This window comes from Isoptericola sp. BMS4 (assembly GCF_011634835.1).
In the GTDB taxonomy this organism is placed as follows: Bacteria; Actinomycetota; Actinomycetes; order Actinomycetales; family Cellulomonadaceae; genus Isoptericola.
Window position 1 is genome coordinate 319,097 of the sequence record NZ_SIRP01000001.1, and the last position, 26,971, is coordinate 346,067.

Sequence of the window (26,971 nt, forward strand, 5' to 3'; positions counted from 1 at the left end):
CAGGCCTCCACAGCCTCCGCAACACCGACCAGTGATTCACGACGGCACGGCGCCGTGCGGCACCCCGGACCTCGCCCGAGTCATCTGCCCCGACCGGTGCCACGCTTCCTCGTCGTCGGCGGACGAGCCGGATGTCCTCGGCCGCTCCAGGCGCACCATGTCGGACGTGGCGCTGACGCCATCCCCGGCGCCCCATGCTCACCGCGATCCTCAACGGCGCGCCGCCCTCGGTCGGCGTTCGACGCCGTTTCACGTGAAACATCGCTCGTTCCCTGATGCCGTCAGTCCCTGGCGAGACTCAGGCTGCTCGCCACCAGTCATGTCCGAGCCGACCCTCTCCGAAGCACTGCATCGGGTTCTGACCACCGCCTCGGGCCCGCGACGCGCGGGTGCCGATCTCTCGTCGGCGTCGTCCTCCCCCGGCCGGCGACGTTTCACGTGGAACCACCCCACCTCCGAGCCCCTGGGCCTGCCGTTCCTCCGCCTGCACGCCACAAGTCGACCGATCTCGGCTCGCGCTCCTGCGACCGGATGACGGAGCACCCCCCCATGCTCACGACGTCAGACGTTCGTGCACGACATCCCCAGCACACGAGTTCGCCACCATGGCACTCGATGGACACTGCGCCGGCGTCGTGCCGTTCCACGTGAAACGGTGGCCCGTTCCGGAGGCACTCGTCCCCCTGGCACTCGTCATCGACTGGATGGACGACAGGGTCCCTCCCCTCGTCGGCATCGCGCTCCTCGCGCCTCCTGGGCGAGCTCGTTCAGAAGGCCTCGACGGCACTGTCCTCGGTCATGCCCACCGTCGCGCGAGACTGACGCCCCTACGCCACCCCCGGAGTGCCTGCAGGTCCACAGGGAAGGTGCAGCCCCCCGCATACGCGGGGAAGTGATACTCGGGACACGTCGAACTGACCTCGACGGTGCTCATGTCGTGCGGCTCCGCACGACCACACTGAGGCCGTGGGTGCACGCTGGCGGCCGTCCCGACTCCGCACCTGCGGGGTCCGGCGCACGCGCGAGGCCTCCAGTGCGCGCCAATGAGAACACGGAGCCAGCGGGCCGGGGGCGCACGTCCGCCGAGCCCGGCTAGGCGCTCCCCCGGCGAGCTGCATGAGCTCACCGCCCGCGGGTACCACCGACGTCATCCGCCGAACCGTGGTGGCCGGATCCGTACACCTCGCACAGGTCGGTGCGTGAAGGGAGCACGACCGGCACGGCCGCCGGATCCGTCACGCCCGGGCCGGACCGGCACTCGCCGAGGTAGCGGCGCCGTGCGGGGGCCACCGGGCTGAAGGTCGTCGATCGTCACGTTACCTGCCCCTGTACGGTGCGGCCAGGGTCGGCCCGCAGACACGTCCGTCGCCCCGGAGTGCCACGGCGCGACCTCGCCGGAGCGACTGACTGTCGGAAGCATTCGCGTCCGACCGGTACTGTCGTCGACTGCCCGATGCCCGGGGGGGGCGCGCAAGGCCCTGTGCCGTGGCCACTCGACCTCGACACGGTCGTCGCGCATCCGTCCAGCCCCCCCGCGCGGGCGGCCCCTCCGTGCCACCTGGTGGGCCGACGATCCCGTCGGCTGACTGGGCAGCACGCGCCGCGGCACGAGCGAGCCCCAGTGGTTGAGGAGGCGCCGGCGAACCCGCTCGTACGCCGTGGTGTCGAGCAGCTCGACGGGCACCCTCACGCACGGTCCCGTTCTCGACACTCCCGGAACTCGTCGTCACGAGAGGTCAGGCTCGTCGAGCCGCACGATACGGCCACCCGGCCACGACTCGACACGTGGCAAGGGGGCTCGTTTCACGTGAAACGAGCCCCCTCGACGGCACGCGATGCTTCAGGGGCGCAGGAGTCCAGGATCCTCCGGTGCCATGACCTCCAGGATGCGGTTCAGGTCCTCGACAGAGGCGAACTCGACGGTGAGCCGGCCCTTGTTCTTGCCGATGTTCACCTTGACCCGGGTCTCGAAGTGATCGGAGAGGCGCGTCGCCAGCTCATCCATCGCCTCGCTGCGCTGGCCCGCTCGCGGTGACCGGCGCGGCGCTGCCGTCCCGTCGCCGTTCACCAGCAAGGTCACGATCTCCTCGGTCGCCCGGACGGAGAGACCTTCGGAGACGATGCGCTGAGCCAGCCGTTCGATCTCGGCCCCGTCGGTCAAGCCCAGGAGGGCGCGGGCGTGGCCCGCGGACAGCACACCTGCCGCCACCCGCCGCTGCACGAGCGGGGGGAGACGGAGCAGACGGAGCGTGTTCGAGATCTGCGGCCTGGACCGCGCGATGCGAGACGCGAGCTCCTCGTGCGTGCAGTCGAAGTCGTCGAGCAGCTGCCGGTAGGCCGCCGCCTCCTCGAGCGGGTTGAGCGCCGCACGGTGCAGGTTCTCCAGCAGAGCGTCCCGGAGCATGTCCGAGTCGTCGGTCTCCCGCACGATCGCGGGAATGGTCTCAAGCCCGGCGACCTGGGAGGCGCGCCACCGCCGCTCCCCCATGATCAGCTCGTACTGGCCCTCGACCGAACGGTCCGGACGGACGACGATCGGCTGGAGCACCCCGATCTGGGAGACCGAGTCGACCAGTTCGTCGAGATCGCCCTCGTCGAAGACCGTGCGAGGCTGCCGGGTGTTCGGCCGGATGGACTCCACCGGAACCTCGGCGAAGCGGGCGCCCGGGACAGGCACCAGTTCCGTTTCACGTGAAACGGCATCGGCATCGTCGCGGTCGGGGGTCGGCGTCTCCTCTGATGAGACGGTGTCCTCCGACGGCTCCGCGCCGTGGCCACTGGTCAGAGATGTCGTCTCCGCGCCGGCCACGCCGGCCGTCTCCGTGTCGTCCCCGGGAAGTGCCGTCACGGCATCGTCCCCGTCACTCACGGTAGTCGCGATACGGGTGGTGACACCGAGCGACTCGAGGTCGACAGGACCGTCGACCGGAGCCGGCACGGCAGCCGTCGCACCCTCCCCTTCTCGGTCACGCTCCAGGGGCGCACGATCGTCGGCCTGCTCCAACGTCGCGGTCGACGTCCCCTCCGACCCGTCGGGACGCGAACCGCCGACGGCCTGCGACCGAATCCGCAATCGGCCCCCGGCGATGGCTGAGTCCCACGAGGCGGAGCGCCCCTTCGTGCGCCCGGCCGCGTCCTCTGAATCCCTGGCCTCATCACCGACGGCGCCTGTCACGGCGGCGCTGGATCCCGACCCGCCCTGCTCACCGCTCCCCGAGAAGAACACGTCGACCGGGCGGTCGCTCTCCGGTGACGACGGGATCAGCGCACCGAGACCCCGACCGAGACCACGCTTCTTCTGACTCATCCTCGTGCCTCCTGCACCGCGGGGCGATGAGACCCCGTCACCGAACCGTCCGCTCCAGCCCTGCAGCTCCCGCTCGCTCCTCCGCCCGCCCGTCCGATCATCGTCCGGTCCCGGTCCTCTGCGTCGCTGCTTCGGCGATCTCGCGCGCCGCCTCCAGGTACGCCAGTGCGCCCGTCGAGCTCGGGTCGTAGGTGATCACGGTCTGTGCATGGCTGGGCGCCTCGGAGATGCGCACGGAACGCGGCACCGTCGTCCGCAGCGTCTCGCCGGGAAAATGTTGCCTGACCTCGGCGGCCACCTGCTGCGCGAGGTTGGTGCGGCCGTCGTACATCGTCAGCAGGATCGTCGATACGCGCAGTTCACGGTTGAGGTGTGCCTTGATCAGGTCGATGGTCTTCAACAGCTGGCTCAGGCCCTCGAGCGCGTAGTACTCACACTGGATGGGGATGAGGACCTCGCGTCCTACGACGAACGCGTTGACCGTCAGCAGCCCGAGGCTCGGTGGGCAGTCCACGAAGACGTAGTCGATGGGCTCCTCGCCGCGAGCGGCTCGCTGGTCCAGGTACACGTCCAACGCCCGACGCAGCCGTGTTTCACGTGAAACGAGGGAGACCAGCTCGATCTCCGCACCCGACAGATCGATCGTTGCCGGCACCCCGTACAGGCCGGGCACGTCCGGGCACTCCTGGACGACCGAATCCAGTGGATCGCCGTCGACCAGCACCTCGTAGATCGACGGGGTGCCCGCCCTGTGCTCGATCCCCAATGCCGTGGATGCGTTCCCCTGCGGGTCGTTGTCGATCACGAGCACCTTCAGCCCTGACTGCGCGAGCCCGGCCGCCAGGTTCACGGTCGTCGTGGTCTTGCCGACGCCGCCCTTCTGGTTGGCCACCGTGATGACCCGCGTGCGCTCCGGCTTCGGGAAGCGTCGACCTTGCAGGTCGATCCTGCGACGCGCGTCGATCGCCAGCTGAGCCGCGAGCGGCGTCTCCTCGTCCGCATCGGGCACCGCAGCGACCAGCGCTGCGCGGTGCGCGTCGACCCCCGCCGGCAGGCCGTCCTGCGCCCACTCCAGCCGCGGTTCCGTTTCACGTGAAACAGCCGGGTCACCCGTCGGTACCTCGTCGTCCCGCGGGACGTCGTCGACGTGTTCCGTACTGGTGCTCACGTGCCGCTCCTCCGATAGCTCCCGCTGATCACCCCGGACTCGCATCGCGCACGAGCAGATGTCCCGGGCCCCGGGCACACTCTACGGCGTCGCCCAGGTGGGCGAGCGGACGAAACTCCGGCCACGGGGAACGCGCGACGCCCACCGTCCCGCGGTCGGCGCAGAAGCCGGTCGGAGTGTCCGCGAGCCTGCGGTTCGAGCCGTCAGCCGCGACGCACGCGAACCACAGTCGTCGACTCCACACCCTCGACCGTGTGCGCCTCGATGATCTCGGGTTCGCCCGCCCTGAAGGACCGCAGCACCTTGCGTGCGGGGTCGACCTCCTGGGCGACGTTGCGGCCCTTGAGAACGACCATCTCCCCGCCTGGCCGGACGAGCGGAAGGCTCATGCGTGCCAGCTTGGACAGAGCAGCGACAGCACGCGACGTGACCGCGTCGACCTCGAACGCCTCGTGGTACTCCTCTGCCCGCCCGTGCTTCACCCGCACGTTGGCGAGTCCGAGCTCGTCGGCGACCTCGGTGAGCCAGGCCGTGCGGCGCTCCATCGGCTCGACGAGCAGCACCTCGGCGTCCGGCCGCGCGATCGCGACGACGATCCCGGGCAGCCCCGCTCCGGAGCCGATGTCCGCGATCGTGCGCGCCGCGGACAGGAACGGGAGCACCGCCGCGGAGTTGAGAATATGCCTCTCCCACAGCCTGGGGACCTCCCGAGGGCCGATCAGCCCACGCAGCTCCCCCTCGGCCCGCAGCTTCTCGGCGAACCGGGCCGTGAGCTCGTAGCGGTCGCCGAAGTAGCCGCGTACCGCGGGACTCGACCCGAGCGCAGCATCGGTGGCGCCGGTCTCGTCGTTCTCGATCGTCATGGGAATGCTCCCTCTCCCGGGACAGCACGGCGTGCCCCGCTCTCTCCACGGCCGACAGAACTGGCGGGCACGGCGAGGGCCCGTCGTTTCACGTGAAACGACGGGCCCTCGCGCATGCGTCACTCCTCCGGCGAGGCGGGCCTGACCACCACATACCGCTCGGGCTCGACGCCACGCGAGTCGCTGACGAGGCCCGAGGCCGTCACGACGTCGTGCACGACCTTCCGCTCGAAGGCGTTCAGCGGGTCGAGCTCCAGCTCCTCGCCCGATTCACGCACCTGCTCCACCGCGCGCTCCGCCAGTGCGGTGAGCTCGGAGCGACGCGTCGCCCTGAAACCCGCCACGTCGAGCATCAACCGGCTGCGCTCCCCCGTACGGGCCTGGACCGCGAGGCGCGTGAGCTCCTGAAGGGCCTCGAGCACCTCGCCCTGCGCCCCGACCAACGGCGCGAGCGACCCCTGCTCGTCGGCGACCACGTCGACCGCCGCGCGGTCGTGGCGGATGTCGAGGTCGATGTCGCCGTCCAGGTCGGCGATGTCCAGCAGCTCCTCCAGGTAGTCCGCCGCGATCTCACCCTCCTCCTCGAGGCGCGCGGTGCGGTCGGGGTCCTGGTCCACGGACGTGGTCTCGGTGCTCATGTCAGTCGTCACGGTCCTCTCGGTACTCACCGACGCTTCTGCCGATTCTTGCGCTTGGGCTGCTCACGCTGGCCACGGGGCTTCTCGGGCTCGGGCTCCGGCTCCGCCTCGATCGCGCCCTTCGCCGCGGCCTTGCGTGCGCGCTTCTCCTTCAGCAGACGCTCCGCCTCGGACCCCGGCGCCGGCATCTTCTTGATCGTGTAGAACTGCTGGCCCATGGACCACAGGTTCGAGATCACCCAGTAGATCAGCACACCCACGGGGAAGTTGACCCCGGAGATCAGGAAGATCACGGGGAGGATGTACAGCATCATCTTCTGGGTGCTGGCCATCGGCCCCTCGAGGGCGGCCTTCGGCATGTTCTTCATCGTCAGCTGACGCTGCGTGAAGAACATGGTCGCGCTCATGATGACGATGAGGACGATGACGACGATCCGCGAGGTCATCGAGTCCGTCGTCCGGAAGATGTCGGACAGCTGCGCCCCGAAGAGGCTCGACTGCTCGATGTCCCCCGCGACCTGCCGGTCGATCGGGCCGATCGCCTGGTAGCTGCCGTCGGCGATGCCCTGCAGGTGGTTCAGCACACGGAACAGCGCGAAGAAGATCGGCGACTGGAGCAGGATCGGCAAGCACGACGCCATCGGGTTCGTGCCGTGCTTGCGGTAGAGCTCCATTGTCTCGCGGCCCATGGCCTCGCGGGACGCGGGATCGGTCTTGCCCTTGTACTTCTTCTGCACGGCCTGCAGCTCGGGCTGCATCATCTGCATCCCGCGTGACGCCTTGATCTGCTTGAAGAAGAGCGGGATGAGGGCGATCCGGATGACGATCGTCAGCGCGACGATCGACAGGACCCACGCGAGCCCGGCGCCGTCCTGCATGCCCAGGGTCGTGAAGACGGCGTGCGACCCGTACATGATCCAGGCCACGACCCACTCGAGCGGGTAGAGGATGGTGTCGATCATCCCGAAATGTCTCCTTGGTCGGAAGTCCGCGGTCCCGGTGGCGCCGGCCGGGAGAGTCAGTCGCTCAGGCGCCGTGGTGCTCGAGGTCGTGCTCGTCCTCGTGGACGTGCTTCGACCGAGCGGGCGGGACGTCGTCGACGCCGCCGAGGCTCCACGGGTTGCACCGCAGGATCCGCCAGAGTGCGAGGCCTGTCCCCCGCAGGGTGCCACGGGTACGGATCGCGATGATCGCGTACTGCGAGCACGACGGGTAGTACTTGCAGGTCGGCCCGGTCAGGGGCGAGATGACGCTCTGATAGACGCGCAGCACGCCGATCAGCACGGTGGCGGGCAGGTTCCGCAGGAGGTCGCGCCCCTGCCCGATCGTCGAGGTGCTCATCACGTGCTCCGGTGGTCACGACCGACGACGCGGGCCGTGGCGCGCGCCACGGCCCGCGTCAGGGAGCCGGACAGGTCCTGGTCGAGGCGCCCGTAGTCGGCGCCGCGCGACGGCGGGAGCGCCCGCACGACGGCGAGCGACCCGGCGGGCAGCGTCGTCAGGTGCGACGCGGCAGCGTGCCGCAGTCGGCGCTTGACGACGTTCCGCTGCACGGCGTTCCCCACGGCCTTGGACACGACGAAGCCGACCTGTGGCGGGTCCTGGACCTCGGTGTCGAGGAGCAGGTGGACCACCACGGTCGACCGACCTGCACGCGTGCCGCGGCGCACCGTCCGTTCGAAGTCGACGGAACGGCGCAGTCGGTGCGCCGCGGGCAGCACGTGTCAGGCGGAGAGCTCGGCGCGACCCTTGCGGCGGCGGTTCGCCAGGATGGCGCGGCCGGCACGGGTGCGCATACGCAGCCGGAAGCCGTGGGTCTTCGCACGACGGCGGGTGTTCGGCTGGAAAGTCCGCTTGCTCACGAGTAACTCCAAGAAACGTCGGGGAGGCACACCGTCAGTTCCTCGACGATGCTGGTCATCACACAGGTCGGTGCGCGTCAGGTGCGCCGCGAGCCGACCGGCCGGCCCGAGGCTTGGCTGCCCGCGTGATGGCGCGCGAAAGACCTGGAACGGCTGTATGACGTTACGCCGCGGGGGGGTGCGCGGTCAAACTGGCGCCCCCTGGGTCGGCCGGCGGCACGGCGGCTACGATGGCGAAGATCTCAGCACCCCGGCGCGACGTCGCGCGGCCTGCCCGGTACGGTCGTCCACAGAGTTGTCCACAACGTCCACAGCGTGTGGACAAGCGTGTGGAAAGACTGGTGTCGTGGCAGGTCCGCGGTTTTTCCCGCCCCCACCCGAAACCACCATCCCGAGGACAAGGACGACGCCCCGTGGCCCAGCCGGACGAGAACATCACCGACGTCTGGGCGCACACTCTCGCCACCCTCGAGGCCCGGCCCGACATGACGGCCCGGCAGCTCGCGTTCATCAAGCTCGCCAAGCCGATGGCGATCGTCGAGGACACGGTGTTCATCGCGGTGCCTCACGAGCAGACCCGGACCTACCTCGAGACCAGCGTGCGCGACCAGCTCGTCTCGGCCATGGCGGCCACGCTGGGCCGGGAGGTCCGGTTCGGGATCACCGTCGACCCCGAGCTCAGCAGCGACACCCTCACCGGCCCGTCCCAGGACTACACGGCGACGCCGGCCGAGGCCGGCGAGCCGGAGGAGCCGGACGCACCCGTCCTCCCCCCGACGCCGAAGCCGTCCGCCGAGCCCACGCGGCTCAACCCCCGCTACATCTTCGAGACGTTCGTGATCGGCTCGTCCAACCGGTTCGCGCACGCGGCGGCGGTCGCGGTGGCGGAAGCGCCGGCCAAGGCCTACAACCCGCTGTTCATCTACGGCGACTCGGGCCTGGGCAAGACGCACCTGCTGCACGCCATCGGCCACTACGCGCACAACCTATACCCCCACGTGCGCGTGCGCTACGTGAACTCCGAGGAGTTCACCAACGACTTCATCAACAGCATCGGCGAGGGGCGCGCCGGCGCGTTCCAGCGCCGCTACCGCGACGTCGACGTGCTCCTCATCGACGACATCCAGTTCCTGCAGGGCAAGGAACAGACGATGGAGGAGTTCTTCCACACCTTCAACGCGCTGCACAACGCCAACAAGCAGGTCGTCATCACCTCTGACGTCCCGCCCAAGCAGCTCAACGGGTTCGAGGACCGCCTCCGCTCCCGGTTCGAGTGGGGCCTCATCACCGACGTGCAGCCGCCCGACCTCGAGACCCGCATCGCGATCCTGCGCAAGAAGGCCGCCAGCGAGCACCTCGACGTGCCCGCCGACGTGCTCAGCTACATCGGCTCGCGGATCTCCACGAACATCCGCGAGCTCGAGGGCGCCCTCATCCGCGTCACCGCGTTCGCGAACCTCAACCGCCAGCAGGTCGACCTCGCACTCGCCGAGATCGTCCTCAAGGACCTCATCACCGACGACGACATGGCGGAGATCACGCCGTCGATGGTGATCGCCCAGACGGCGGCCTACTTCGGCCTCACCATCGACGACCTGTGCGGGTCGTCGCGCTCGCGCGTGCTCGTCACGGCCCGTCAGATCGCCATGTACCTCTGCCGCGAGCTGACGGACCTGTCACTGCCGAAGATCGGGCAGCAGTTCGGCGGGCGTGACCACACGACCGTCATGCACGCGAACAAGAAGATCGCGGGCCAGATGGCGGAGCGCCGCTCCACCTACAACCAGGTGACCGAGCTCACGAGCCGGATCAAGCAGCAGCACCGCGGCTGACCCCTCCCCGGCATCGCGCCGGGCCGTGCCCGTCCCCGGGGCCTCGCCGACCTGTGAGGCGCCGGCGGCGTCCTTTCCCTCCTGGACCTCCGGACCCGGGCGCACCGAAGCGCACGGACGCTCACGGCACGCCGTCCACCTCGACCAGCGCCTCTGTCCACAGATCCGGCCCCGTCGTCCACCACGACACGGGCCCCGTACGGTCCTGTGCACAGCCGTGACCGCCGTCCCGCACCGCTTTCCACAGGACCGCCCACATCCCGGGGCGCGGAACCGCCGTCTCGACGCGCCGTCGTCCCCACCCCTGTGGAGCAGACCCGTGGACAACTGCGGCCTCTCGTCCGCCGGCCCGATTCACACCTGTGGACAATCTTGTGGACGGGTGTGGACCGAGCGCGAGAACCGGTGGACGACGACCCCCTCATCGGTGGACGCCTGTGGGTACAGATTCCGTCGCCCACAGGCAACCCGAGTTGTCCACATCTGCGCCCCCACGCCCTCCACAGTGCTATCACCGCTCTGACCTGCGAAGACGCACGTTCTCCCCAAGTTCCACAGCCCCTATGACGATGACGTTCATGTCAATGGGAAGAGAATCACCACACCTTCATCAGGCAGACGGGCGACGGGCTGCACCCGGGTCCGGAGCGCCGGGTCGCCCCCGTAGGTCGGGCGACCGTGCACAGGGCCCGCCCTCCTGGTGGACACCGCTCCCCCGCATCGTCCACCGTCGCCCCGCTCACGTGCCGAAGAAGCTCCGACTCGCGTAGGGTTTGCCACGGACGACAGCAGCGCCTCCCGAGACGTCCCGCGCCCGGGACGCAGGGCGCGGCCCGCGTGTCGTCCGCATCGACCGACAACTCGAGGAGTGGGATGAAGTTCCGGGTTGAGCGTGACGTCCTGGCCGAGGCCGTGACCTGGACGGCGCGCACGCTTCCCACGCGGCCGCCGGCCCCCGTGCTGGCGGGTGTCCGCATCGAGGTGGACACGGCGGGCACCATCGGGCTGTCCAGCTTCGACTACGAGGTCTCCGCGCGTTCCGAGATCCCCGCCGAGGTGTCCGAGCCCGGCACGGTGCTGGTCTCCGGGCGGCTTCTCGCCGAGATCTCCCGGGCCCTGCCGAACAAGCCGGTCGACGTCACCCTCGAGGGCACCAAGGTCGTGCTCACCTGCGGCGCGTCGCGCTTCACCCTGCTCACCATGCCTGTGGAGGACTACCCGGCGCTGCCGGCGATGCCCGAGCTCAGCGGTACGGTGACCGGAGACGCGCTGACCCACGCCGTCGCCCAGGTGAGCGTCGCCGCGAGCCGCGACGACACCCTGCCCCTGCTCACGGGCGTGCGGATGGAGATCGAGGGCGAGCGCATCACCCTCATCGCCACGGACCGCTACCGGCTGGCCCTGCGCGAGCTCACGTGGACCCCCGCGACGCCCGGCTACTCGGCCGTCGCGCTGGTCCGCGCGCGGACCCTGACCGACGTCGCGAAGTCCCTCGGCTCCGGCGGCGGGCTGGTGAACATCGGCCTCACCACGGGGCAGGGGGTCGACCTCATCGGGTTCGAGGCCGGCGGCCGGCACACGACGTCGCAGCTGGTGGACGGCGACTACCCGCCCGTGCGGCGCCTGTTCCCGGACGCGACCCCGATCCACGCCGTCGTCGCGACCGCGCCGCTGATCGAGGCCGCGAAGCGCGTGGCCCTCGTCGCGGAGCGCAACACCCCGATCCGCCTGTCGTTCACCGAGGGCCAGGTCGTGCTCGACGCCGGGCAGGGCGACGACGCGCAGGCCTCCGAGGCGCTCGAGGCGGTGCTCGTGGGCGAGGACATCCAGGTCGCGTTCAACCCGCAGTTCCTGCTCGACGGACTCGGCGCGCTCGGCACGGACTTCGTGCGGATGTCGTTCACGCACCCGAACAAGCCCGTGGAGTTCACGGGCCAGGAGTCGCTCGACGGCGAGGACTCGTCGGAGTACCGCTACCTGCTGGTCCCAATCCGGTTCGCCGGCTGACGCGTCGTCCGGCGCGCCCCGTGCCGGACGACGTACGCTCGCCCTGACTCCAGCACCGTCCCGGAAGGAAGCCCCATGGTCAGCCACATCGGACTCGTCGGCCTGGGGAAGATGGGCCACAACATGCGTGAGCGGCTGCGCCGCGGCGGCATTGAGGTCACCGGGTACGACCCGCGGCCCGAGGTGTCCGACGTCGCCTCGCTCGCGGACCTGGTGGCGGCGCTGCCCGGCGACCGGAAGGTCGTGTGGGTGATGGTCCCGGCCGGCGACCCCACCCGCGGCGTGGTGCAAGAGCTCGGCACCCTGCTGGGGGCCGGCGACGTCGTGGTGGAGGGCGGCAACTCGCACTACCCCGAGGACCAGCTGCGGGCGGCCGAGCTCGCCGAGCGCGGCATCGGGTACGTCGACGTCGGGGTCTCGGGTGGCGTCTGGGGCCTGGAGAACGGCTACGGGCTCATGTGCGGCGGCGCGGACGAGCACGTGACGACGCTGATGCCCGTCTTCGACGCGCTGCGTCCCGAGGGCCCCCGCGAGGAGGGCTTCGTCCACGCGGGCGAGGTCGGCGCCGGGCACTTCGCCAAGATGGTCCACAACGGCATCGAGTACGGCCTGATGCAGGCGTACGCCGAGGGGTACGAGCTGCTCGCGGCCAAGGACGTCGTGACCGACGTGCACGGCACGATGAAGGCGTGGATGCGCGGCACGGTCGTGCGCTCGTGGCTCCTGGAGCTCATGGTGAAGGCGCTCGAGGAGGACCCCCGGCTCGCGGCGATCGACGACTGGGTCGAGGACTCCGGCGAGGGCCGGTGGACCGTCGACGAGGCGATCGACAACGCCGTGCCGCTGCCTGTCATCTCCGCCGCGCTGTTCGCCCGGTTCGCCTCGCGTCAGGAGGACTCCCCGGCGATGAAGGCCGTCGCCGCCCTGCGCCAGCAGTTCGGCGGTCACGCGGTCAAGCCCGCGCAGTAGTCCCGCCCTCCGGCGCATGTACGTCTCGCACCTCTCCCTGATCGACTTCCGCTCCTACGCCGCGGCCGACGTCGAGCTGGATCCCGGCCCGACGGCCTTCGTCGGGCGCAACGGGCAGGGCAAGACGAACCTGGTCGAGGCGCTGGGCTACGTCGCGACGCTCGGCAGCCACCGGGTGGCCACGGACACGCCGCTGATCCGCGCCGGGGCGGAGCGGGCGATCGTGCGGACCCGCATCGTGCGCGGCGACCGTGCCTCCACCGTCGAGCTGGAGATCACGGCCGGCAAGGCGAACCGGGCCCGCGTCAACCGCGGCCAGCCCGGGCGTGCCCGCGACGTGCTGGGGATCCTGCGGACGGTCCTCTTCGCGCCCGAGGACCTGGCGCTGGTCAAGGGCGACCCGGACGGCCGCCGGCGGTTCCTGGACCAGCTCGTCGTCCAGCTCCTGCCCCGGGCGGCGGGCGTCGTCAGCGACTACGAGCGTGTGGTGCGCCAGCGCTCCGCCCTGCTGAAGTCGCTGCGGGGAGTCCGCCGTGGCGGGCGCGCCCCGGACCTGTCCACCCTCGAGGTCTGGGACACGAAGGCGGCGCAGCTGGGGGCGCAGATCCTCACGATGCGCCTCGCGCTGGTGCGGGCGCTGCGGCCCGAGGTCGCGGCCGCCTACGCGCAGGTGAGCGACGCCGACGGGCACGCCGAGCTGACGTACCGCTCGAACGTCCCGGAGGCGGAGGCCGCCGGTGCCCCGGACGGGCCGACGCCGGCGACGCCCGACGGCGCCGCCGACCTGGAGAAGGCGCTCCTCGACGCGATGGTGCAGGTCAGGGACCAGGAGGTCGAGCGGGGGGTGAGCCTCGTCGGCCCGCACCGGGACGACCTCGTCCTCACCCTAGGCGGGCTGCCGGCGAAGGGGTACGCGAGCCACGGCGAGTCGTGGTCGTTCGCCCTGGCACTGCGGCTGGCGTCGTACCGGCTGCTCGGCGGCACGCCGCAGCCTCCGCCCGCCGACGACGTGGCCGGCCCGGCGCCGGACGACGTCTTCTGGGACCCGGACCAGGGCACGGACGCCGATCCGGTCCTGGTGCTCGACGACGTCTTCGCCGAGCTCGACGTCCGGCGCCGGGAGCGCCTCGCGGAGCTGGTCGCGCCGGCCCGCCAGGTGCTCGTCACGGCGGCCGTGCCCGAGGACGTCCCCGCCGGGCTGATGGGGGCGCGGTTCGAGGTGACCCCGGGACAGGTGCGTCGTGTGCCCTGAGGTGCCGGACGACGACGGCGGCGCGCTCGACGGCGCGGGCGCGACCGTCGAGGGCGGCGTCCAGGACGCGGCCGCGGACGTCCCCGGGCGCCGGCAGCCGGGCGACCTGCGTCCGGTGCGGGACCGCACCGAGCTGACGCCCGCGATCGAGGTGGCCCGCGAGGCGCTCAACCGGGCCAAGGCGGCCGCGCGGGCCAAGGGCCTGCGCCCGGGTGCCCCGGCACGCCATTCGCCGCTCTCCGAGCCGCGCGGCGCCGGCAAGGGGCCCAACGCGCGGGACCCGCAGCTTCTCTCCGAGGTGATCTCGCGTCTCCTGCGGGACAAGGGCTGGACCTCCGACGTCTCCGTGGGCGGGGTGATCGGCCGGTGGCGGGAGGTGGTCGGCGACCAGGTCGCGGACCACTGCCAGCCGGAGACGTTCGAGAACAACGTCCTGGTGGTCCGCGCGGACTCCACGGCGTGGGCCACGCAGGTGCGCCTGCTGACGCCGACCCTCCTGCGCCGGCTCGCCGAGGAGGTCGGCGAGGGCGTGGTCGAGCAGGTCACGGTCCTCGGCCCCGCAGGCCCGGGGTTCCGTCGCGGTCGTCGGTCGGTGCGTGGTCCGGGGCCGCGCGACACCTACGGCTGACCACGTCGAGGGGCCCTCGGGACCTGCGTCCCGAGGGCCCCTCGACGCCGAGCCCGTCAGGGCGCGGTCAGGTTCTCCGGCCCGGTCAGCGGGTCCGGAGCCGGCGACGGACGAGCAGCGGCGTGACGCCCATCCCGATCAGGAGCACGGCGACGGCCGCGACCCAGCCGGCCGTCGTCCCCGTGGCGGCGAGCTCCGGTTCCGTGGACGCGGCCGGGGCCGCCTCCTCGGCGACGTCGGGGGCGTCGACGGCGGGCGCCGGCGTCTCGTCGGTCTCCGCGGCGACCGGGCGCGCGGTGTCGTCCGCCGGCGGGTTGGCGCAGTCCTCCGACGCCGCCGGGTAGTCGACGACGGTCGAGTACGACGGGTTGACCTCGAACAGGACCTGCACGCCGTCACGGGTCCAGGCGTAGTTGCCGTCGGTCGCCGTGTACGAGCCGTCCTCCTGGCGCTCGTAGCCGGGCCACTGCAGGGGCTCGGTGTCCGAGGCGCCGGGCCACAGGAGCCGGCCCTCGAGAGGCAGGTCCTCCTGCACGTAGTCGTCGCCGTCGGGGTTGAGGAACGTGATCGTCAGCGGGGTCTCGTCATCGACCTCGATGCCCTCGGGCAGCCCGACCCCGTAGACCAGGTACGGCGTCGCGCCCTCGCAGACGGCCGCGATGTCGCCGGGCACCAGCGCACAGTCCTCCTCGGCCGGCAGGAGGTCGTCGATCGGGAAGAGCACGTCGCCCTCGTCGGTCCGGACGTAGCCGGCGAGGTCCGCACCGAACGTGTTGCCCTCGGTCGGGGTCGCGACGACACCGGCCTCGGTGCTCAGGTAGGTGACCTGCTCCGAGTTCGCGGGCGGGACGACGGCGGTCGCGTCGGCGCCGCAGACGGTGACGGGCGCCGGGATCTCCGGGGTCACGACGACGGGCTCCTCGGGCTCCTCGGGCTGCTCGGGACGGTCGCAGTCCGCGGCCGTCGGCAGCTCGACGCCGAGCTCGTCGAGCTCCTGGTGCTGCCAGTCGACCAGCCTCCCGTCCATGGAGGACCCGTCGGGGTACGTGATGTTCTGCGGGACCTCGTACTCGTCGGGCCCTCCGCGCAGCAGGTCCTGCTGGATCCCCCACCCGGTGCACAGGTCGACGCCGTCGAGCAGGTCGGTCTCGGGGAGCTCGGTGTACCAGTGCTGGTCGTTGCGCAGCTCGTCCTCGGCCAGGGTGAGCGTCTTCGTGCCGAGGAGCTCCTGCGTCCCGGAGTTCTCCCAGGCGGCGCCTCGGCTCGCGTCGAGCTTCGGGTACAGGTAGATCGCGACCTGGACCGGCGAGCCGGCGGGCTCCGGGGTCTCGCAGGCGGCGCGCTCGCCGGACTCCTCGAACGACCAGCCGCGGTGACCGTCCGGGTCGTCGCCGGCCTCGACCGCGACGGTCCAGTCGGTGTCCGCGGCGGCGTCGAGCGGGACGCTGACGGAGGCTCCGCTGCCGAACGACTCCTCGAGGACGGGCTCGCCGTCGACGTGGATCGTGACGACGTTCTCCTCGCGGGGGGAGTAATCGGTCAGCCGGACGTCGAGGGTGTCGCAGTCGGCGGCGATCGTCGGGGTGTGGGCGGAGGCGGGTGTCGCGGTGGCGACGAGGCCTCCGAGGGCCAGCGCGCCGGCGACGACGCTCGCCAGGGTTCTCTTCACGGTCCAGGGGTCCCTTCGGTGTCGGCGGACGCTCGGGGGGTCGCGCCGGGCAGACAGCAAACGCAGCATTCCTACCAGCAGGGGAGGAAGTGGCGGAAGGATGATAAATATCCGATAACGGACCCAAGGTGCGGTCGGGGTCGACCGTGAGGTGCGGCGGCGGCCGCCTGTGGACAACGGTGTGGAGAGATCGGGCGGCGATGCCGTGTGATCCTGCGTGCGAAGGGCTCCCCGAGGGCTGGATATCCGCGGATCCGGCGCCCCCGCCAGGTAGACTGGGGCAGTCATTCCGGGTGACGTCACCGGGCGCTCACGAGGCGTCGTCGGGCGGCTCCGACGGGTGGTGGACGGCGTGCCACGCCGCCCTCGCCCCGAGAGGTCCGCGTGGTGTCGGGCCCGGAACCTGTGAGCCGCGCCGTCCTGCCCCTGCGGGGGACTTGCGCGTGCACGACGACCGAGGAGCAGCCCAGCCCGTGGCAGACCGAACCGACACCCCACGTCCCAGTACTGCCGCCGCCGACGCAGGCATCGGGCCGGGGGGCGGGTACGACGCCGGCAACATCACCGTCCTGGAGGGCCTCGAGGCCGTCCGCAAGCGTCCGGGCATGTACATCGGCTCCACGGGTGAGCGCGGTCTGCACCACCTGGTGTACGAGATTGTGGACAACTCTGTGGACGAGGCCCTGGCGGGCCACGCCGACACCATCGAGGTGACCCTGCTCGCGGACGGCGGCGTGCGGGTGCAGGACAACGGCCGCGGCATCCCCGTCGCGATGCACCCCACCGAGGGCAAGCCGACGCTCGAGGTCGTCATGACGATCCTGCACGCGGGCGGCAAGTTCGGGGGCGGCGGCTACGCGGTCTCGGGCGGCCTGCACGGCGTCGGCATGTCCGTCGTCAACGCCCTGTCGAGCCGTTTCGTGTCCGAGGTCCGCCGCGACGGGTACCACTGGCGGCAGGAGTACAGCGACGGCGGCGAGCCGCTCACCGAGGTGCGGCGCCTCGACCCGCTCGGCCCCGACGAGACCACGGGCACCGTCCAGACGTTCTGGGCCGACGACACGATCTTCGAGACCACCGAGTACGACTTCGAGACCCTGCGGTCCCGGTTCCAGCAGATGGCGTTCCTCAACAAGGGGCTGCAGATCACGCTGGTCGACGAGCGGGCCGGCCACGCCGTCGCCGACGACGAGGTGGCCGGCGGCGGGACGCACGCGGACGCGGACGACGTCGCGGCCGACCCGTCGTCGTCGGACGTGGACGCCGACCCGGTGCGGACCGTGACCTACCGCTACGACCAGGGCCTGACGGACTACGTGGCGCACATCAACGGCGCCAAGAAGGCCGAGCTGATCCACCGGGAGATCATCGACTTCGAGGCGGAGGACACCGAGCGGAAGGTCTCCGTCGAGATCGCGATGCAGTGGACCACGGCCTTCAGCGAGTCGGTTCACACGTACGCCAACACGATCTCCACCCCCGAGGGCGGCACCCACGAGGAGGGCTTCCGCACGGCGCTGACGTCCCTGGTCAACGCGTACGGGCGCGACAAGGGGATCATCAAGGAGAAGGACGACAACCTCACGGGCGACGACATCCGCGAGGGCCTGACGGCGGTCGTCTCCGTGAAGCTCGGCGAGCCCCAGTTCGAGGGCCAGACGAAGACGAAGCTGGGCAACACCGAGGCCAAGACGTTCGTGCAGCGGGTGGTCCGCGAGCAGCTGACGGACTGGTTCGACGCGCACCCGAACGAGGCGCGCGACGTCGTGCGCAAGGCGATCCAGGCCTCGCAGGCACGCATCGCGGCCCGCAAGGCGCGCGAGGCGACCCGTCGCAAGGGGATCCTCAGCTCGGGCGGGATGCCCGGCAAGCTGAAGGACTGCCAGTCGAACCGGCCGGAGGACTGCGAGATCTACCTGGTCGAGGGCGACTCGGCGGGCGGCTCCGCGGTCCGCGGCCGCAACCCGCACAACCAGGCGATCCTGCCGCTGCGCGGCAAGATCCTCAATGTCGAGCGGGCCCGGCTGGACAAGGCACTGTCCAACCAGGAGATCCAGTCGTTGATCACCGCGTTCGGTACCGGGATCGGCGAGGACTTCGACATCTCTAAGCTGCGGTACCACAAGATCGTGCTCATGGCCGACGCGGACGTCGACGGCCAGCACATCTGCACCCTGCTGCTGACGCTGCTGTTCCGGTACATGCGCCCGCTCGTCGAGCAGGGGTACGTGTACCTGGCGCAGCCGCCGCTGTACCGGCTGAAGTGGTCGAACGCCCCGCACGAGTACGTGTACTCCGACCGGGAGCGCGACGCGTTCCTGGAGCAGGGCCTCGCGGCCGGCAAGCGGATCCCCAAGGACAACGGGATCCAGCGGTACAAGGGTCTCGGCGAGATGGACTACTCCGAGCTGTGGGACACCACGATGGACCCGGAGAGCCGCACCCTGCTCCAGGTCACGATGGACGACGCCGCGGCCGCGGACGAGATCTTCTCGGTCCTCATGGGCGAGGACGTCGAGTCCCGACGCAGCTTCATCCAGCGCAACGCCAAGGACGTCCGCTTCCTCGACATCTAGCCCGACCATCTGTGTACAGGTCGGCACGACGCCGGTGTACACGGGTGGACGCGGTGGACGAGCAGGAGCGGCACCCGCGCCCGGGCGGGCGCAGGAAAGGAAGAAGGTAGACGGTGACGGACGAGACCCCCGGCCCTGACATGAACGACGGAGTGCCCGGCGAGGCGGCACCCGAGAGCTCGGACGGCGGCGTCGCGGTGCACCACGGCCGCATCGAGCAGGTGGACCTGCAGCTCGAGATGCAGCGCAGCTACCTCGACTACGCGATGAGCGTGATCGTCGGGCGCGCGCTGCCCGACGTGCGCGACGGGCTCAAGCCGGTGCACCGCCGCGTGCTCTACGCGATGTACGACGGCGGCTACCGCCCCGACCGGGCGTACTCGAAGTGCTCGCGCGTCGTCGGCGACGTCATGGGCAAGTACCACCCGCACGGCGACACCGCGATCTACGACACCCTCGTGCGGCTCGTGCAGGACTGGGTGCTGCGCTACCCGCTCGTCGCGGGGCAGGGGAACTTCGGCTCGCCCGGCAACGACCCTGCGGCCGCCCCGCGGTACACCGAGTGCCGCATGGCGCCGCTGGCGCTCGAGATGGTCCGGGACATCGAGAAGAACACCGTCGACTTCCAGGACAACTACGACGGCCGCACGCAGGAGCCCGTCGTCCTGCCGGCACGCTTCCCGAACCTGCTCGTCAACGGGTCGGCCGGCATCGCCGTCGGCATGGCGACGAACATCCCGCCGCACAACATGCGCGAGGTCGCGGAGGGCGTCCGCTGGCACCTGGACCACCCGGAGGCGTCGCGCGAGGAGCTGCTCGCCGCGCTGATGCAGCGGATCAAGGGGCCGGACTTCCCCACCGGAGCGCAGATCCTGGGGACGAAGGGCATCGAGGAGGCGTACCGGACCGGGCGCGGCTCGATCACGATGCGCGCCGTCGTCAACGTCGAGGAGATCCAGAACCGGATCTGCCTCGTCATCACCGAGCTGCCCTACCAGGTCAACCCGGACAACCTCGCCGCGAAGGTCGCCGACCTGGTCAACGACGGCAAGATCGCCGGGATCGCCGACATCCGTGACGAGACCTCCGGCCGCACCGGGCAGCGCCTCGTCATCGTGCTGAAGCGCGATGCGATCGCGAAGGTCGTGCTCAACAACCTGTACAAGCACACCCAGCTGCAGGACACCTTCGGCGCCAACATGGTCGCCCTCGTGGACGACGTGCCCCGCACGCTCAGCCTCGACGCGTTCGTGCGGCACTGGACGACCCACCAGATCGAGGTCGTGCGCCGGCGCACCGAGTACCTGCTCGCGGAGGCCGAGCGGGAGATCCACATCCTGCGCGGGTACCTCAAGGCCCTGGACGCGCTCGACGAGGTCATCGCCCTCATCCGCCGCTCCCCCAGCGCCGACGAGGCCCGCACCGGCCTCATGGAGCTGCTCGACGTCGACGAGGAGCAGGCCAACGCCATCCTCGCGCTGCAGCTGCGTCGTCTCGCGGCGCTCGAACGGCAGCGCATCATCGACCAGCACGCCGAGATCGAGCGCCGGATCGAGGACTACCAGGACATCCTCGCCAAGCCCGAGCGGCAGCGCACGATCGTGCGCGAGGAGATGGACGACATCGTCGAGCGCTACGGCGACGAGCGCCGCACCACGGTGCTGCCGTTCGACGGCGACATGTCGGTCGAGGACCTCATCCCCGAGGAGGAGGTCGTCGTCACCATCACGCGCGGCGGCTACGCCAAGCGCACCCGCAGCGACAACTACCGCGCCCAGCGCCGCGGCGGCAAGGGCGTGCGCGGCGCCGCGCTGCGCGAGGACGACATCGTCGAGCACTTCTTCGTCACGACCACGCACCACTGGCTGCTGTTCTTCACCAACCTGGGTCGCGTGTACCGGGCCAAGGGGTACGAGCTGCCCGAGGGCGGCCGTGACGCCAAGGGCCAGCACGTGGCGAACATGCTCGCCTTCCAGCCGGGCGAGCACATCGCCCAGGTGCTCGACCTCCCCGACTACGAGGCGGCGGACTACCTGGTCCTGGCCACACGTCGCGGTCTGGTGAAGAAGACCCGCCTCGGGGAGTACAACTCCCCGCGCTCCGGCGGCCTCATCGCCATCAACCTGCGCGAGGACGAGTCCGGCACCCCGGACGAGCTGGTCGCCGCCCGCCTCGTCAACGCCGACGACCACCTCATCCTCGTCTCCCGCAAGGGCCAGTCGATCCGGTTCCCCGCCGACGACGACACGCTGCGGCCGCTGGGCCGTGCGACGTCGGGCGTCACGGGCATGAAGTTCCGCGAGGAGGACGAGCTGCTCAACGCGGACGTCGTCACGCCGGGCACGGACCTGTTCGTGGTGACCGAGGGAGGCTTCGCCAAGCGCACCGGCATCGACGAGTACCGGGTGCAGGGACGTGCCGGTTTCGGGATCAAGGTGGCGAACCTCGTCGAGGCTCGTGGAGACCTCGTGGGGGCGCTCGTGACCGACCCGGACGACGAGGTGCTGGTGGTCATGGAGCGTGGCAAGATCGTCCGGTCCGCGGTGGCCGAGGTGAACCTCACCGGGCGGACCACGCAGGGTGTCACGTTCGCCAAGCCCGACAAGGGAGACCGCATCATCGCGGTGGCCCGCAACGTCGAGCGTCGTGCGGAGGAGGAGTCGGCTAGCGTGGACGGACAGGCCGCCGACGAGCACGAGAGCAGCGGGGACGAGGACTGATGACCGAGAAGAGCGCGTCGACCACGGCGTCCACCACGCCACCGGCGGCACAGACGGATCCCGCACCCGAGGTCGACGACCAGACGCACCGGGCCGCGCCCCGCGCGGAGGTGCCCGGGCCGCCGGCGACGGGCTCGGACACCGCCGCGGACGAGACGCAGGCCTCGGAGGCGGCCCCCGGGACGGTCCCGCCGCCGCCCACGGGCGCCTCTCCGGTCAAGGACGGCGCGGTGAAGGCCGCCGCCGCGGCGCTGGCGGCGGCTCGCTCGGCAGCGAAGAAGGTCCAGTCCGCGCGGCCCGAGAGCACCCGGGACGACGCCGGCGACGGCGACCCGGCCTCGGACGCCCGGACGGGCGCGGGCACGAGCGGGCCCGGCGCCACCGCGGACGAGCCGCGCCCCGAGATGCACTACTCCGCGGGCAGCGTCCACGGCACGGCCGCCGCGACGAACGGCGCCGCACCGGCGACGCCGGCGGCAGAGGCCGGGCCGCGGCGGGTGCGGCTGTCGATCTCCCGCATCGACCCGTGGTCGGTCATGAAGCTCGCGTTCCTGCTCTCGGTCGCGATCGGGTTCATGATCGTCGTGGCCACGATGGTCGTCTGGTACGTCCTCAACGACATGGGCACGTTCGCCACGATCCAGGACTTCCTGCAGCAGACCGTGGGGCCGCAGACGGTGAACATCGTCCAGTTCATCGAGTTCGACCGTGTCGTGTCCCTGTCGGTCCTCATCGCCATCATCGACGTCGTCCTGCTGACCGCCGTGGCGACCATCCTGGCGATCCTGTACAACATCACGGCGGCGCTCGTCGGCGGCGTGCACCTCACCCTGACGGACGAGTGACCGCCGTCCGCGGACGGCGCGAGACCCGGGACGGACGTCACACCGCCGGCCCACGTTCCCGGTTTGGGGACGGGGCCGGCGTACGGTAACGTTCCGTGCTGCACGCGCGTTCTCTCGCGCGTCACGGGGCTATAGCTCAGACGGTTAGAGCGCTTCCCTGATAAGGAAGAGGTCGGAGGTTCAAGTCCTCCTAGCCCCACTCCAGGCCAACCGGGCCCGGGCCCTGACAGGCACGGCCTCGAGGTCGTGACGAGGAGGTTCTCATGAAGAAGCTGTTCGTCCTCCTGCTCGCGCTGGGCGCGGGCTATCTCGTCTGGCGGCGACTCAACGAGGACGCCGCCGACCGAGACCTCTGGTCGGAGGTCACCGACTCCATCGACTGACACGCCTCGCGCGTGCGCGGCCCCTCGTGGCCGTCCGGGGCCATGGCGCAATTGGTAGCGCACCTGCTTTGCAAGCAGGGGGTTGGGGGTTCGAGTCCCCCTGGCTCCACCACCTCCCACCAGCACCGACACGTTCGGTGAGGGTGGGATTCGTCGTTCCCGGAGCGTGAACCGGCGAGCCATGCGTAGAACGAGGGCCCCCGCCCGGTACGGACGGGGGCCCTCGTCGTGCTCGGGAGCCGGCGGTGCGGGTCAGCTCGTCGTGGAGCCCGACTCGTTGTCGTCGTCCTGGGCGGACGTCGCCGACTCGTCCTTGCCCGCCGTGTCGGAGTCCTTGCGGGTGCTGCGGCTGCGGTTCGACGCCTTCTTGGCGGTCTCGGTCGCCTTGTCGCGGGCCTTGTCCACGGCCTCGCCGACCTTCTCGCCGACCTCGTCGCCGAGCTCGGTGGCCCGCCCGGTCGCCCGCTCGGCGGCCTCGCGGCCCTTCTCCGCCGCCTCGCGGCCCCGGGCGACGGCGTGCCCGGCGGCCTCGCCCACGGCCTCGGCGGCGTCCCCGACGGCCGACCTGGCGTCGCGCGCCGCGCCGTCGAAGTCGGGCCCCGAGGCCTGCTCCCACGGCTCGGCCCACGGGTCGTTCTGCGGCTGCGCCCGCCGCCAGAAGGCGTACCCCGCGGCAGCTGCCCCCACGACGGCGACCGTCACGAGGACCTTCTTGCCCGCCCCGGAGCTCTTCTCGGCCTTCTTCGCCGCCTTCGCGGCGGCCTTCTCGGCCTCCGCGGCCGCCTTCCGCGCCTTCTTCGCGGCCTTCTTGCCGGCCTTGCCCGCGGCCTCCGTCGCGGCCTCGGTGGCCGCGGCAGCGGTCGCACCAGCACGGGTCGCGGCGTCGTTGAACGCCGTCACCAGCCGGGGCAGGTACTCGTCGACGATCTTGTCGTGCGCCGTGTCCACCATCGGGCCGGCCTTGTCCGCCGCGGCCTCGATGCGCGGTGCGGCGGCCCGCACGCTGTCGCGCCACGCGCTCTCGGCTCGGGGCACGAGCCACTCCAGGAACGAGTCGACGCGCGGCTCCGCCCACCCCTTGGCGTGCGTCGCGGCGTCCTTGGCACCACCCGCCGCCCGGGAACCGACGTCGACGAGCACGGCGGCCGTGTCCGTCGCGGAGTCCTTGATCTTGGCCTTGTCGACCTTCTCGCCGAGCGTGGCGAGCCTGGAGCTCAGCTCCTTCGGGATGTCGCTGCCGATGTCCTTGACGCTGTCGCCGACGTTCTTTCGCACCATGAACCCACTGTGCCACCAGGAGCGCCGTGCCGCAGCGATACACGCGCCGGGCAACGGGCGATCCCGGAGAGAGAACGGTGAGAGGATGTGGACATGTTCGCAACCCTCCACACCACGGCCGGCGACATCCGTATCGAGCTGCTGCCGAACCATGCGCCCAAGACCGTCGACAACTTCGTGGGTCTTGCCAAGGGCACGACCACGTGGACCGACCCGAGCACGGGCGCCGAGCGGAACGACCCGCTGTACGACGGCGTGATCTTCCACCGGGTGATCGACAGCTTCATGATCCAGGGTGGCGACCCGCTGGGCACCGGCACCGGCGGCCCCGGCTACACGTTCGACGACGAGATCCACCCGGAGCTCGCGTTCGACGACAAGTACATCCTCGCGATGGCGAACGCCGGCAAGCGCCGCAACCCGGTGACGGGCGCCGTCGAGGGCACCAACGGCTCGCAGTTCTTCATCACCACCGCCGCGACGCCGTGGCTCAACGGCAAGCACACCATCTTCGGCAAGGTCGCGGACGACGAGTCCCGCGCCGTCGTCGACGCCATCGGCACGGTCAAGACCCGCCCCGGTGACCGTCCGGTCGACGACATCGTCATCAACTCGGTCACCATCGAGGACTGAGGCACCACACGGTTCCGGGCGGCGGCGGGCGACGCGGTCGCGGCCGCGTTCACGCGCCCTGGGGGGCGCTCCACTTCGGGAAAGATACGGCCGCGACCACGTCGCCCGCCGCCGCCCTGCCACATCGACTCACCCACCCCTGAGCCGGAAGCCGGAGGACCGAGCCATCTCTGCATCCGAGCCCCCCGTCGCGTCGCAGCAGCCCGCGAGCGCTCCGCCGGTCTGCCCGCGGCACCCCGACCGGGTGTCGTACGTGCGCTGCCAGCGGTGCGGCAGGCCGACCTGCCCCGAGTGCCAGCGCCCCGCCGCCGTCGGCGTCCAGTGCGTCGACTGCGTCGCGCAGGCGGCCCGAAGCACACGGTCGGCGAGAACGGTCTTCGGCGCGCCCGTGCGTACCGGGCGCCCCGTCGTCACCCTGACGATCATCGCCCTGTGCGCGGTGAGCTGGGTGCTCCAGCTCGTCACCGACGGCGCCTGGACGCAACGCTGGGCCTTCGCGCCGGTCGTCGGCCTCGACGAGCCGTGGCGGTTCCTCACCGCCGCGTTCCTGCACTCGACCAGCCCGATGCACATCCTGTTCAACATGTACGCGCTGTGGATCGTGGGCCCGTTCCTGGAGCAGGCGTTCGGCCGGGGCCGTTTCATCGCCCTGTACGTGCTGGCCGCGGTCGGGGGCTCCGTCGGCATCGTGCTGCTGTCCACCCCGGCGGACGGTCTCGGGATCTGGTACACGGGCGCGGTGGGCGCCTCGGGCGCGGTCTTCGGCCTGTTCGGCGCGATCATCCCGGCGCTGCGGCGCATGGGACGCAGCGCGACCCAGATCGTGGTCCTCATCGCCATCAACATGGCGATCCCGTTCTTCCTGCCGAACATCGCCTGGCAGGCGCACCTCGGTGGGCTCGCGGTGGGACTCCTCGTCGGTGCGGGCTACGCCGCCGCACCGCGCGAGCGGCAGGCGCTCGTCGGGTGGGCCCTGCCCACCCTCGTCGGTGCGGCCCTCGTCGCGGTGACGCTCTGGCGCTACGCGGCGGTCGGTTACCTCTGACCCGGACGGGGTGCGGACGTCGTCGTCGGCACCCCGCCCGGGCCCGGCCTTCCCCGGGTTGTCCACAGGGTTTCTCACAGCTGTGGAACTACACCTGTGGAAGACCGGTGACCAGCGCGGACGGTTACTTCCAGCGGGTCGTCAGGCCGAAGCCGGCGATGATGAGGACGAAACCGACCGCCAGGTTCCAGCCGCCCAGAGGGGGGATCGGCAGGCCCATGCCGGGCGCCGTCAGGTAGTACGTCACGATCCACGCCAGGCCGAGCAGCATCAGGCCGAGCATGGTGGGCACCAGCCAGCGGGGATTGCCCTGCTGCTTGGCGGGGGCCGCCGACGGCGTCGCTGCCGCGGGCTTCGTGACGGCCTTCTTCTTGCGGGACTTCGACTCGGGCACGGGAAGGGCTCCTGTCCGGGACTGGTGCGGCGGTCGGAGGTCGGGACGCCGCCGCCTGGTGCGGTTCCGTCGACTAGCGTAGTCGTCAGCAGGACCGCCCGAGACCGAGCCGAGGAGGTGAGGGCATGAACCGCCGCGTCCGCTCCGCCGTGTCGGTCGCCTGCGTGCTCGCCGCCTCCGGCCTCCTCTTCACCGCGAGCGCGCGCCTCGCGGACTCCGAGGGGCGGGAGCCTCAGGATCTCGCGGAGCTCGTCAGCTCCGAGTCGGACCGGGTCAGTGCGCTGACCGACGAGATGACGAGCCTGCAGCAGCAGGTCCAGGACCTCGGGGCCCGGGCCGACACCGGGCTGCCGGCGCGGGACGCCGACCTGGTCGCCCGCGAGTCCGTGGTCTCGGGCGCGCTCCCGGTGACGGGCGAAGGACTCACCGTGTCGCTCGACGACGCCCCCGCCTCCAGCCGGTCGATCAGCGGGGTCCGTGCGGACGATCTCGTCGTGCACCAGCAGGACGTCCAGCACGTCATCAACGCGCTGTGGGCGGGCGGGGCCGAGGCCATGACGCTGCAGGGCGAGCGGGTGACGTCCACCTCGGCGTTCCGCTGCTCCGGGAACATCCTGCTGCTGCACGGCAAGGTCTTCTCGCCGCCGTACGTCATCGAGGCGATCGGCGACCCGGACAGCCTCCGGGCGGCTCTCGACGCCTCCCCCGGCGTGCGCATCTACAAGCAGTACGTCGACTGGGTCGCCCTCGGGTGGTCCGTGACGCCGTCGGACGGCCTCGAGCTCCCCGCCTACACCGGCGGCACGGAGATGAAGTACGCGACGGTGCCGGAGGGGACCGACGTGTTCTCGTGAGCCTCCGCCCCGCGGCCCCCGCGCCGCACCTCGACCACGGACCAGCAC

Annotated in this window: 23 protein-coding genes and 2 tRNA genes; 14 read left to right on the plus strand and 11 right to left on the minus strand. The window is 71.1% G+C overall.

All coding sequences use genetic code 11. The features are described from left to right. Positions 1–1,840: 1,840 nt before the first annotated feature. From EYB28_RS01435 to rpmH, 8 genes are all read right to left on the minus strand, one after another. Positions 1,841–3,307: a ParB/RepB/Spo0J family partition protein gene (locus EYB28_RS01435; RefSeq protein ID WP_166844236.1), complete on the minus strand. Its 1,467-nt coding sequence runs from the start codon at positions 3,305–3,307 to the stop codon at positions 1,841–1,843. Positions 3,308–3,404: 97 nt separating this feature from the next. Beyond that, entirely contained in the window at positions 3,405–4,475 is a 1,071-nt protein-coding gene (locus tag EYB28_RS01440) for a ParA family protein (RefSeq protein ID WP_370459422.1), read from the minus strand. Between the two features lie 203 nt (positions 4,476–4,678). Continuing rightward, positions 4,679–5,338, minus strand: a complete 660-nt coding sequence (gene rsmG / locus EYB28_RS01445) for a 16S rRNA (guanine(527)-N(7))-methyltransferase RsmG (protein WP_166844238.1) — start codon at positions 5,336–5,338, stop codon at positions 4,679–4,681. A 119-nt stretch (positions 5,339–5,457) separates the two neighbouring features. Beyond that, a complete protein-coding gene (locus EYB28_RS01450; RefSeq protein WP_166844240.1) occupies positions 5,458–5,976 on the minus strand; it encodes a R3H domain-containing nucleic acid-binding protein in 519 nt (172 codons plus the stop codon). 26 nt (positions 5,977–6,002) lie between these two features. Beyond that, a complete protein-coding gene (gene yidC, locus EYB28_RS01455) occupies positions 6,003–6,938 on the minus strand; it encodes a membrane protein insertase YidC (RefSeq protein WP_166844242.1) in 936 nt (311 codons plus the stop codon). Positions 6,939–7,002: 64 nt separating this feature from the next. Beyond that, on the minus strand, positions 7,003–7,317 hold the full coding sequence (gene yidD / locus EYB28_RS01460; RefSeq protein ID WP_166844244.1) for a membrane protein insertion efficiency factor YidD: 315 nt from the start codon (positions 7,315–7,317) through the stop codon (positions 7,003–7,005). Then, complete coding sequence (rnpA, locus tag EYB28_RS01465) at positions 7,317–7,697, minus strand: ribonuclease P protein component (protein ID WP_166844246.1); 381 nt, start codon at positions 7,695–7,697, stop codon at positions 7,317–7,319. The genes yidD and rnpA overlap by 1 nt, the downstream gene beginning before the upstream one ends. A 3-nt stretch (positions 7,698–7,700) precedes the next feature. Continuing rightward, positions 7,701–7,838 carry a 50S ribosomal protein L34 gene (gene rpmH / locus EYB28_RS01470; protein WP_153942278.1) on the minus strand — a complete coding sequence of 46 codons (138 nt, stop codon included), beginning with the start codon at positions 7,836–7,838 and terminating at the stop codon, positions 7,701–7,703. 413 nt (positions 7,839–8,251) lie between these two features. Here rpmH and dnaA point away from each other — a divergent pair, with 413 nt between their 5' ends. From dnaA to EYB28_RS01495, 5 genes are all read left to right on the plus strand, one after another. After that, positions 8,252–9,670, plus strand: coding sequence for a chromosomal replication initiator protein DnaA (dnaA, locus tag EYB28_RS01475; RefSeq protein ID WP_166844248.1), 1,419 nt, complete (start codon positions 8,252–8,254; stop codon positions 9,668–9,670). Between the two features lie 873 nt (positions 9,671–10,543). Further along, on the plus strand, positions 10,544–11,677 hold the full coding sequence (gene dnaN / locus EYB28_RS01480) for a DNA polymerase III subunit beta (protein WP_166844250.1): 1,134 nt from the start codon (positions 10,544–10,546) through the stop codon (positions 11,675–11,677). A 75-nt stretch (positions 11,678–11,752) separates the two neighbouring features. Further along, positions 11,753–12,646, plus strand: coding sequence for a phosphogluconate dehydrogenase (NAD(+)-dependent, decarboxylating) (gene gnd, locus EYB28_RS01485; protein ID WP_166844252.1), 894 nt, complete (start codon positions 11,753–11,755; stop codon positions 12,644–12,646). Between the two features lie 16 nt (positions 12,647–12,662). After that, positions 12,663–13,898 carry a DNA replication/repair protein RecF gene (recF, locus tag EYB28_RS01490; RefSeq protein ID WP_166844254.1) on the plus strand — a complete coding sequence of 412 codons (1,236 nt, stop codon included), beginning with the start codon at positions 12,663–12,665 and terminating at the stop codon, positions 13,896–13,898. Further along, complete coding sequence (locus tag EYB28_RS01495; protein WP_370459423.1) at positions 13,888–14,526, plus strand: DUF721 domain-containing protein; 639 nt, start codon at positions 13,888–13,890, stop codon at positions 14,524–14,526. Before recF ends, EYB28_RS01495 begins: the two co-directional genes overlap by 11 nt. An 85-nt stretch (positions 14,527–14,611) precedes the next feature. Here the strand turns inward: EYB28_RS01495 and EYB28_RS01500 are convergent, their stop codons facing one another. Then, entirely contained in the window at positions 14,612–16,195 is a 1,584-nt protein-coding gene (locus EYB28_RS01500; RefSeq protein ID WP_166844256.1) for a hypothetical protein, read from the minus strand. A gap of 473 nt (positions 16,196–16,668) precedes the next feature. Here EYB28_RS01500 and gyrB point away from each other — a divergent pair, with 473 nt between their 5' ends. The 6 genes from gyrB to EYB28_RS01525 all read left to right on the plus strand — a co-directional run bounded on the left by gyrB (position 16,669) and on the right by EYB28_RS01525 (position 22,831). Next, positions 16,669–18,771, plus strand: coding sequence for a DNA topoisomerase (ATP-hydrolyzing) subunit B (gene gyrB, locus EYB28_RS01505; RefSeq protein ID WP_166844258.1), 2,103 nt, complete (start codon positions 16,669–16,671; stop codon positions 18,769–18,771). 140 nt (positions 18,772–18,911) lie between these two features. Next, positions 18,912–21,491 (plus strand): DNA gyrase subunit A, encoded by a 2,580-nt coding sequence (gyrA, locus tag EYB28_RS01510; RefSeq protein ID WP_166851505.1) that lies wholly within the window; start codon positions 18,912–18,914, stop codon positions 21,489–21,491. Beyond that, complete coding sequence (locus EYB28_RS20240) at positions 21,491–22,336, plus strand: DUF3566 domain-containing protein (protein ID WP_240930337.1); 846 nt, start codon at positions 21,491–21,493, stop codon at positions 22,334–22,336. The genes gyrA and EYB28_RS20240 overlap by 1 nt, the downstream gene beginning before the upstream one ends. Positions 22,337–22,461: 125 nt before the next feature. Then, positions 22,462–22,535: transfer RNA gene (locus tag EYB28_RS01520), tRNA-Ile, on the plus strand. A 64-nt stretch (positions 22,536–22,599) separates the two neighbouring features. After that, entirely contained in the window at positions 22,600–22,719 is a 120-nt protein-coding gene (locus EYB28_RS20245; protein ID WP_240930338.1) for a DLW-39 family protein, read from the plus strand. Positions 22,720–22,755: 36 nt separating this feature from the next. Next, positions 22,756–22,831 (plus strand) — tRNA-Ala (locus tag EYB28_RS01525). 140 nt (positions 22,832–22,971) lie between these two features. On the opposite strand, the gene EYB28_RS01530 is transcribed toward EYB28_RS01525, so the two are convergent. Next, a complete protein-coding gene (locus tag EYB28_RS01530; protein ID WP_166844259.1) occupies positions 22,972–23,997 on the minus strand; it encodes a hypothetical protein in 1,026 nt (341 codons plus the stop codon). Positions 23,998–24,090: 93 nt separating this feature from the next. Here EYB28_RS01530 and EYB28_RS01535 point away from each other — a divergent pair, with 93 nt between their 5' ends. Both EYB28_RS01535 and EYB28_RS01540 read left to right on the plus strand, forming a co-directional pair. Further along, complete coding sequence (locus tag EYB28_RS01535; RefSeq protein WP_166844261.1) at positions 24,091–24,630, plus strand: peptidylprolyl isomerase; 540 nt, start codon at positions 24,091–24,093, stop codon at positions 24,628–24,630. A 388-nt stretch (positions 24,631–25,018) separates the two neighbouring features. After that, a complete protein-coding gene (locus EYB28_RS01540; RefSeq protein ID WP_370459424.1) occupies positions 25,019–25,675 on the plus strand; it encodes a rhomboid family intramembrane serine protease in 657 nt (218 codons plus the stop codon). Between the two features lie 124 nt (positions 25,676–25,799). Here EYB28_RS01540 and EYB28_RS01545 read toward each other — a convergent pair whose 3' ends face one another. Next, entirely contained in the window at positions 25,800–26,069 is a 270-nt protein-coding gene (locus EYB28_RS01545) for a cell division protein CrgA (RefSeq protein WP_166844263.1), read from the minus strand. A 125-nt stretch (positions 26,070–26,194) separates the two neighbouring features. Between EYB28_RS01545 and EYB28_RS01550 the strand changes: the two genes are divergently transcribed. Beyond that, positions 26,195–26,923, plus strand: coding sequence for a DUF881 domain-containing protein (locus EYB28_RS01550; protein ID WP_166844265.1), 729 nt, complete (start codon positions 26,195–26,197; stop codon positions 26,921–26,923). The last annotated feature ends 48 nt before the right edge of the window (positions 26,924–26,971 follow it).

Coding starts and splice junctions, on each gene's coding strand:
- EYB28_RS01435 (WP_166844236.1), bottom strand. CDS start 3,307: ATGAGTCAGAAGAAGCGTGGTCTCGGTCGGGGTCTCGGTGCGCTGATC.
- rsmG (WP_166844238.1), bottom strand. CDS start 5,338: ATGACGATCGAGAACGACGAGACCGGCGCCACCGATGCTGCGCTCGGG.
- EYB28_RS01450 (WP_166844240.1), bottom strand. CDS start 5,976: ATGAGCACCGAGACCACGTCCGTGGACCAGGACCCCGACCGCACCGCG.
- yidC (WP_166844242.1), bottom strand. CDS start 6,938: ATGATCGACACCATCCTCTACCCGCTCGAGTGGGTCGTGGCCTGGATC.
- yidD (WP_166844244.1), bottom strand. CDS start 7,317: ATGAGCACCTCGACGATCGGGCAGGGGCGCGACCTCCTGCGGAACCTG.
- dnaN (WP_166844250.1), top strand. CDS start 10,544: ATGAAGTTCCGGGTTGAGCGTGACGTCCTGGCCGAGGCCGTGACCTGG.
- gnd (WP_166844252.1), top strand. CDS start 11,753: ATGGTCAGCCACATCGGACTCGTCGGCCTGGGGAAGATGGGCCACAAC.
- recF (WP_166844254.1), top strand. CDS start 12,663: ATGTACGTCTCGCACCTCTCCCTGATCGACTTCCGCTCCTACGCCGCG.
- gyrA (WP_166851505.1), top strand. CDS start 18,912: ATGAACGACGGAGTGCCCGGCGAGGCGGCACCCGAGAGCTCGGACGGC.
- EYB28_RS20240 (WP_240930337.1), top strand. CDS start 21,491: ATGACCGAGAAGAGCGCGTCGACCACGGCGTCCACCACGCCACCGGCG.
- EYB28_RS20245 (WP_240930338.1), top strand. CDS start 22,600: ATGAAGAAGCTGTTCGTCCTCCTGCTCGCGCTGGGCGCGGGCTATCTC.
- EYB28_RS01530 (WP_166844259.1), bottom strand. CDS start 23,997: ATGGTGCGAAAGAACGTCGGCGACAGCGTCAAGGACATCGGCAGCGAC.
- EYB28_RS01535 (WP_166844261.1), top strand. CDS start 24,091: ATGTTCGCAACCCTCCACACCACGGCCGGCGACATCCGTATCGAGCTG.
- EYB28_RS01550 (WP_166844265.1), top strand. CDS start 26,195: ATGAACCGCCGCGTCCGCTCCGCCGTGTCGGTCGCCTGCGTGCTCGCC.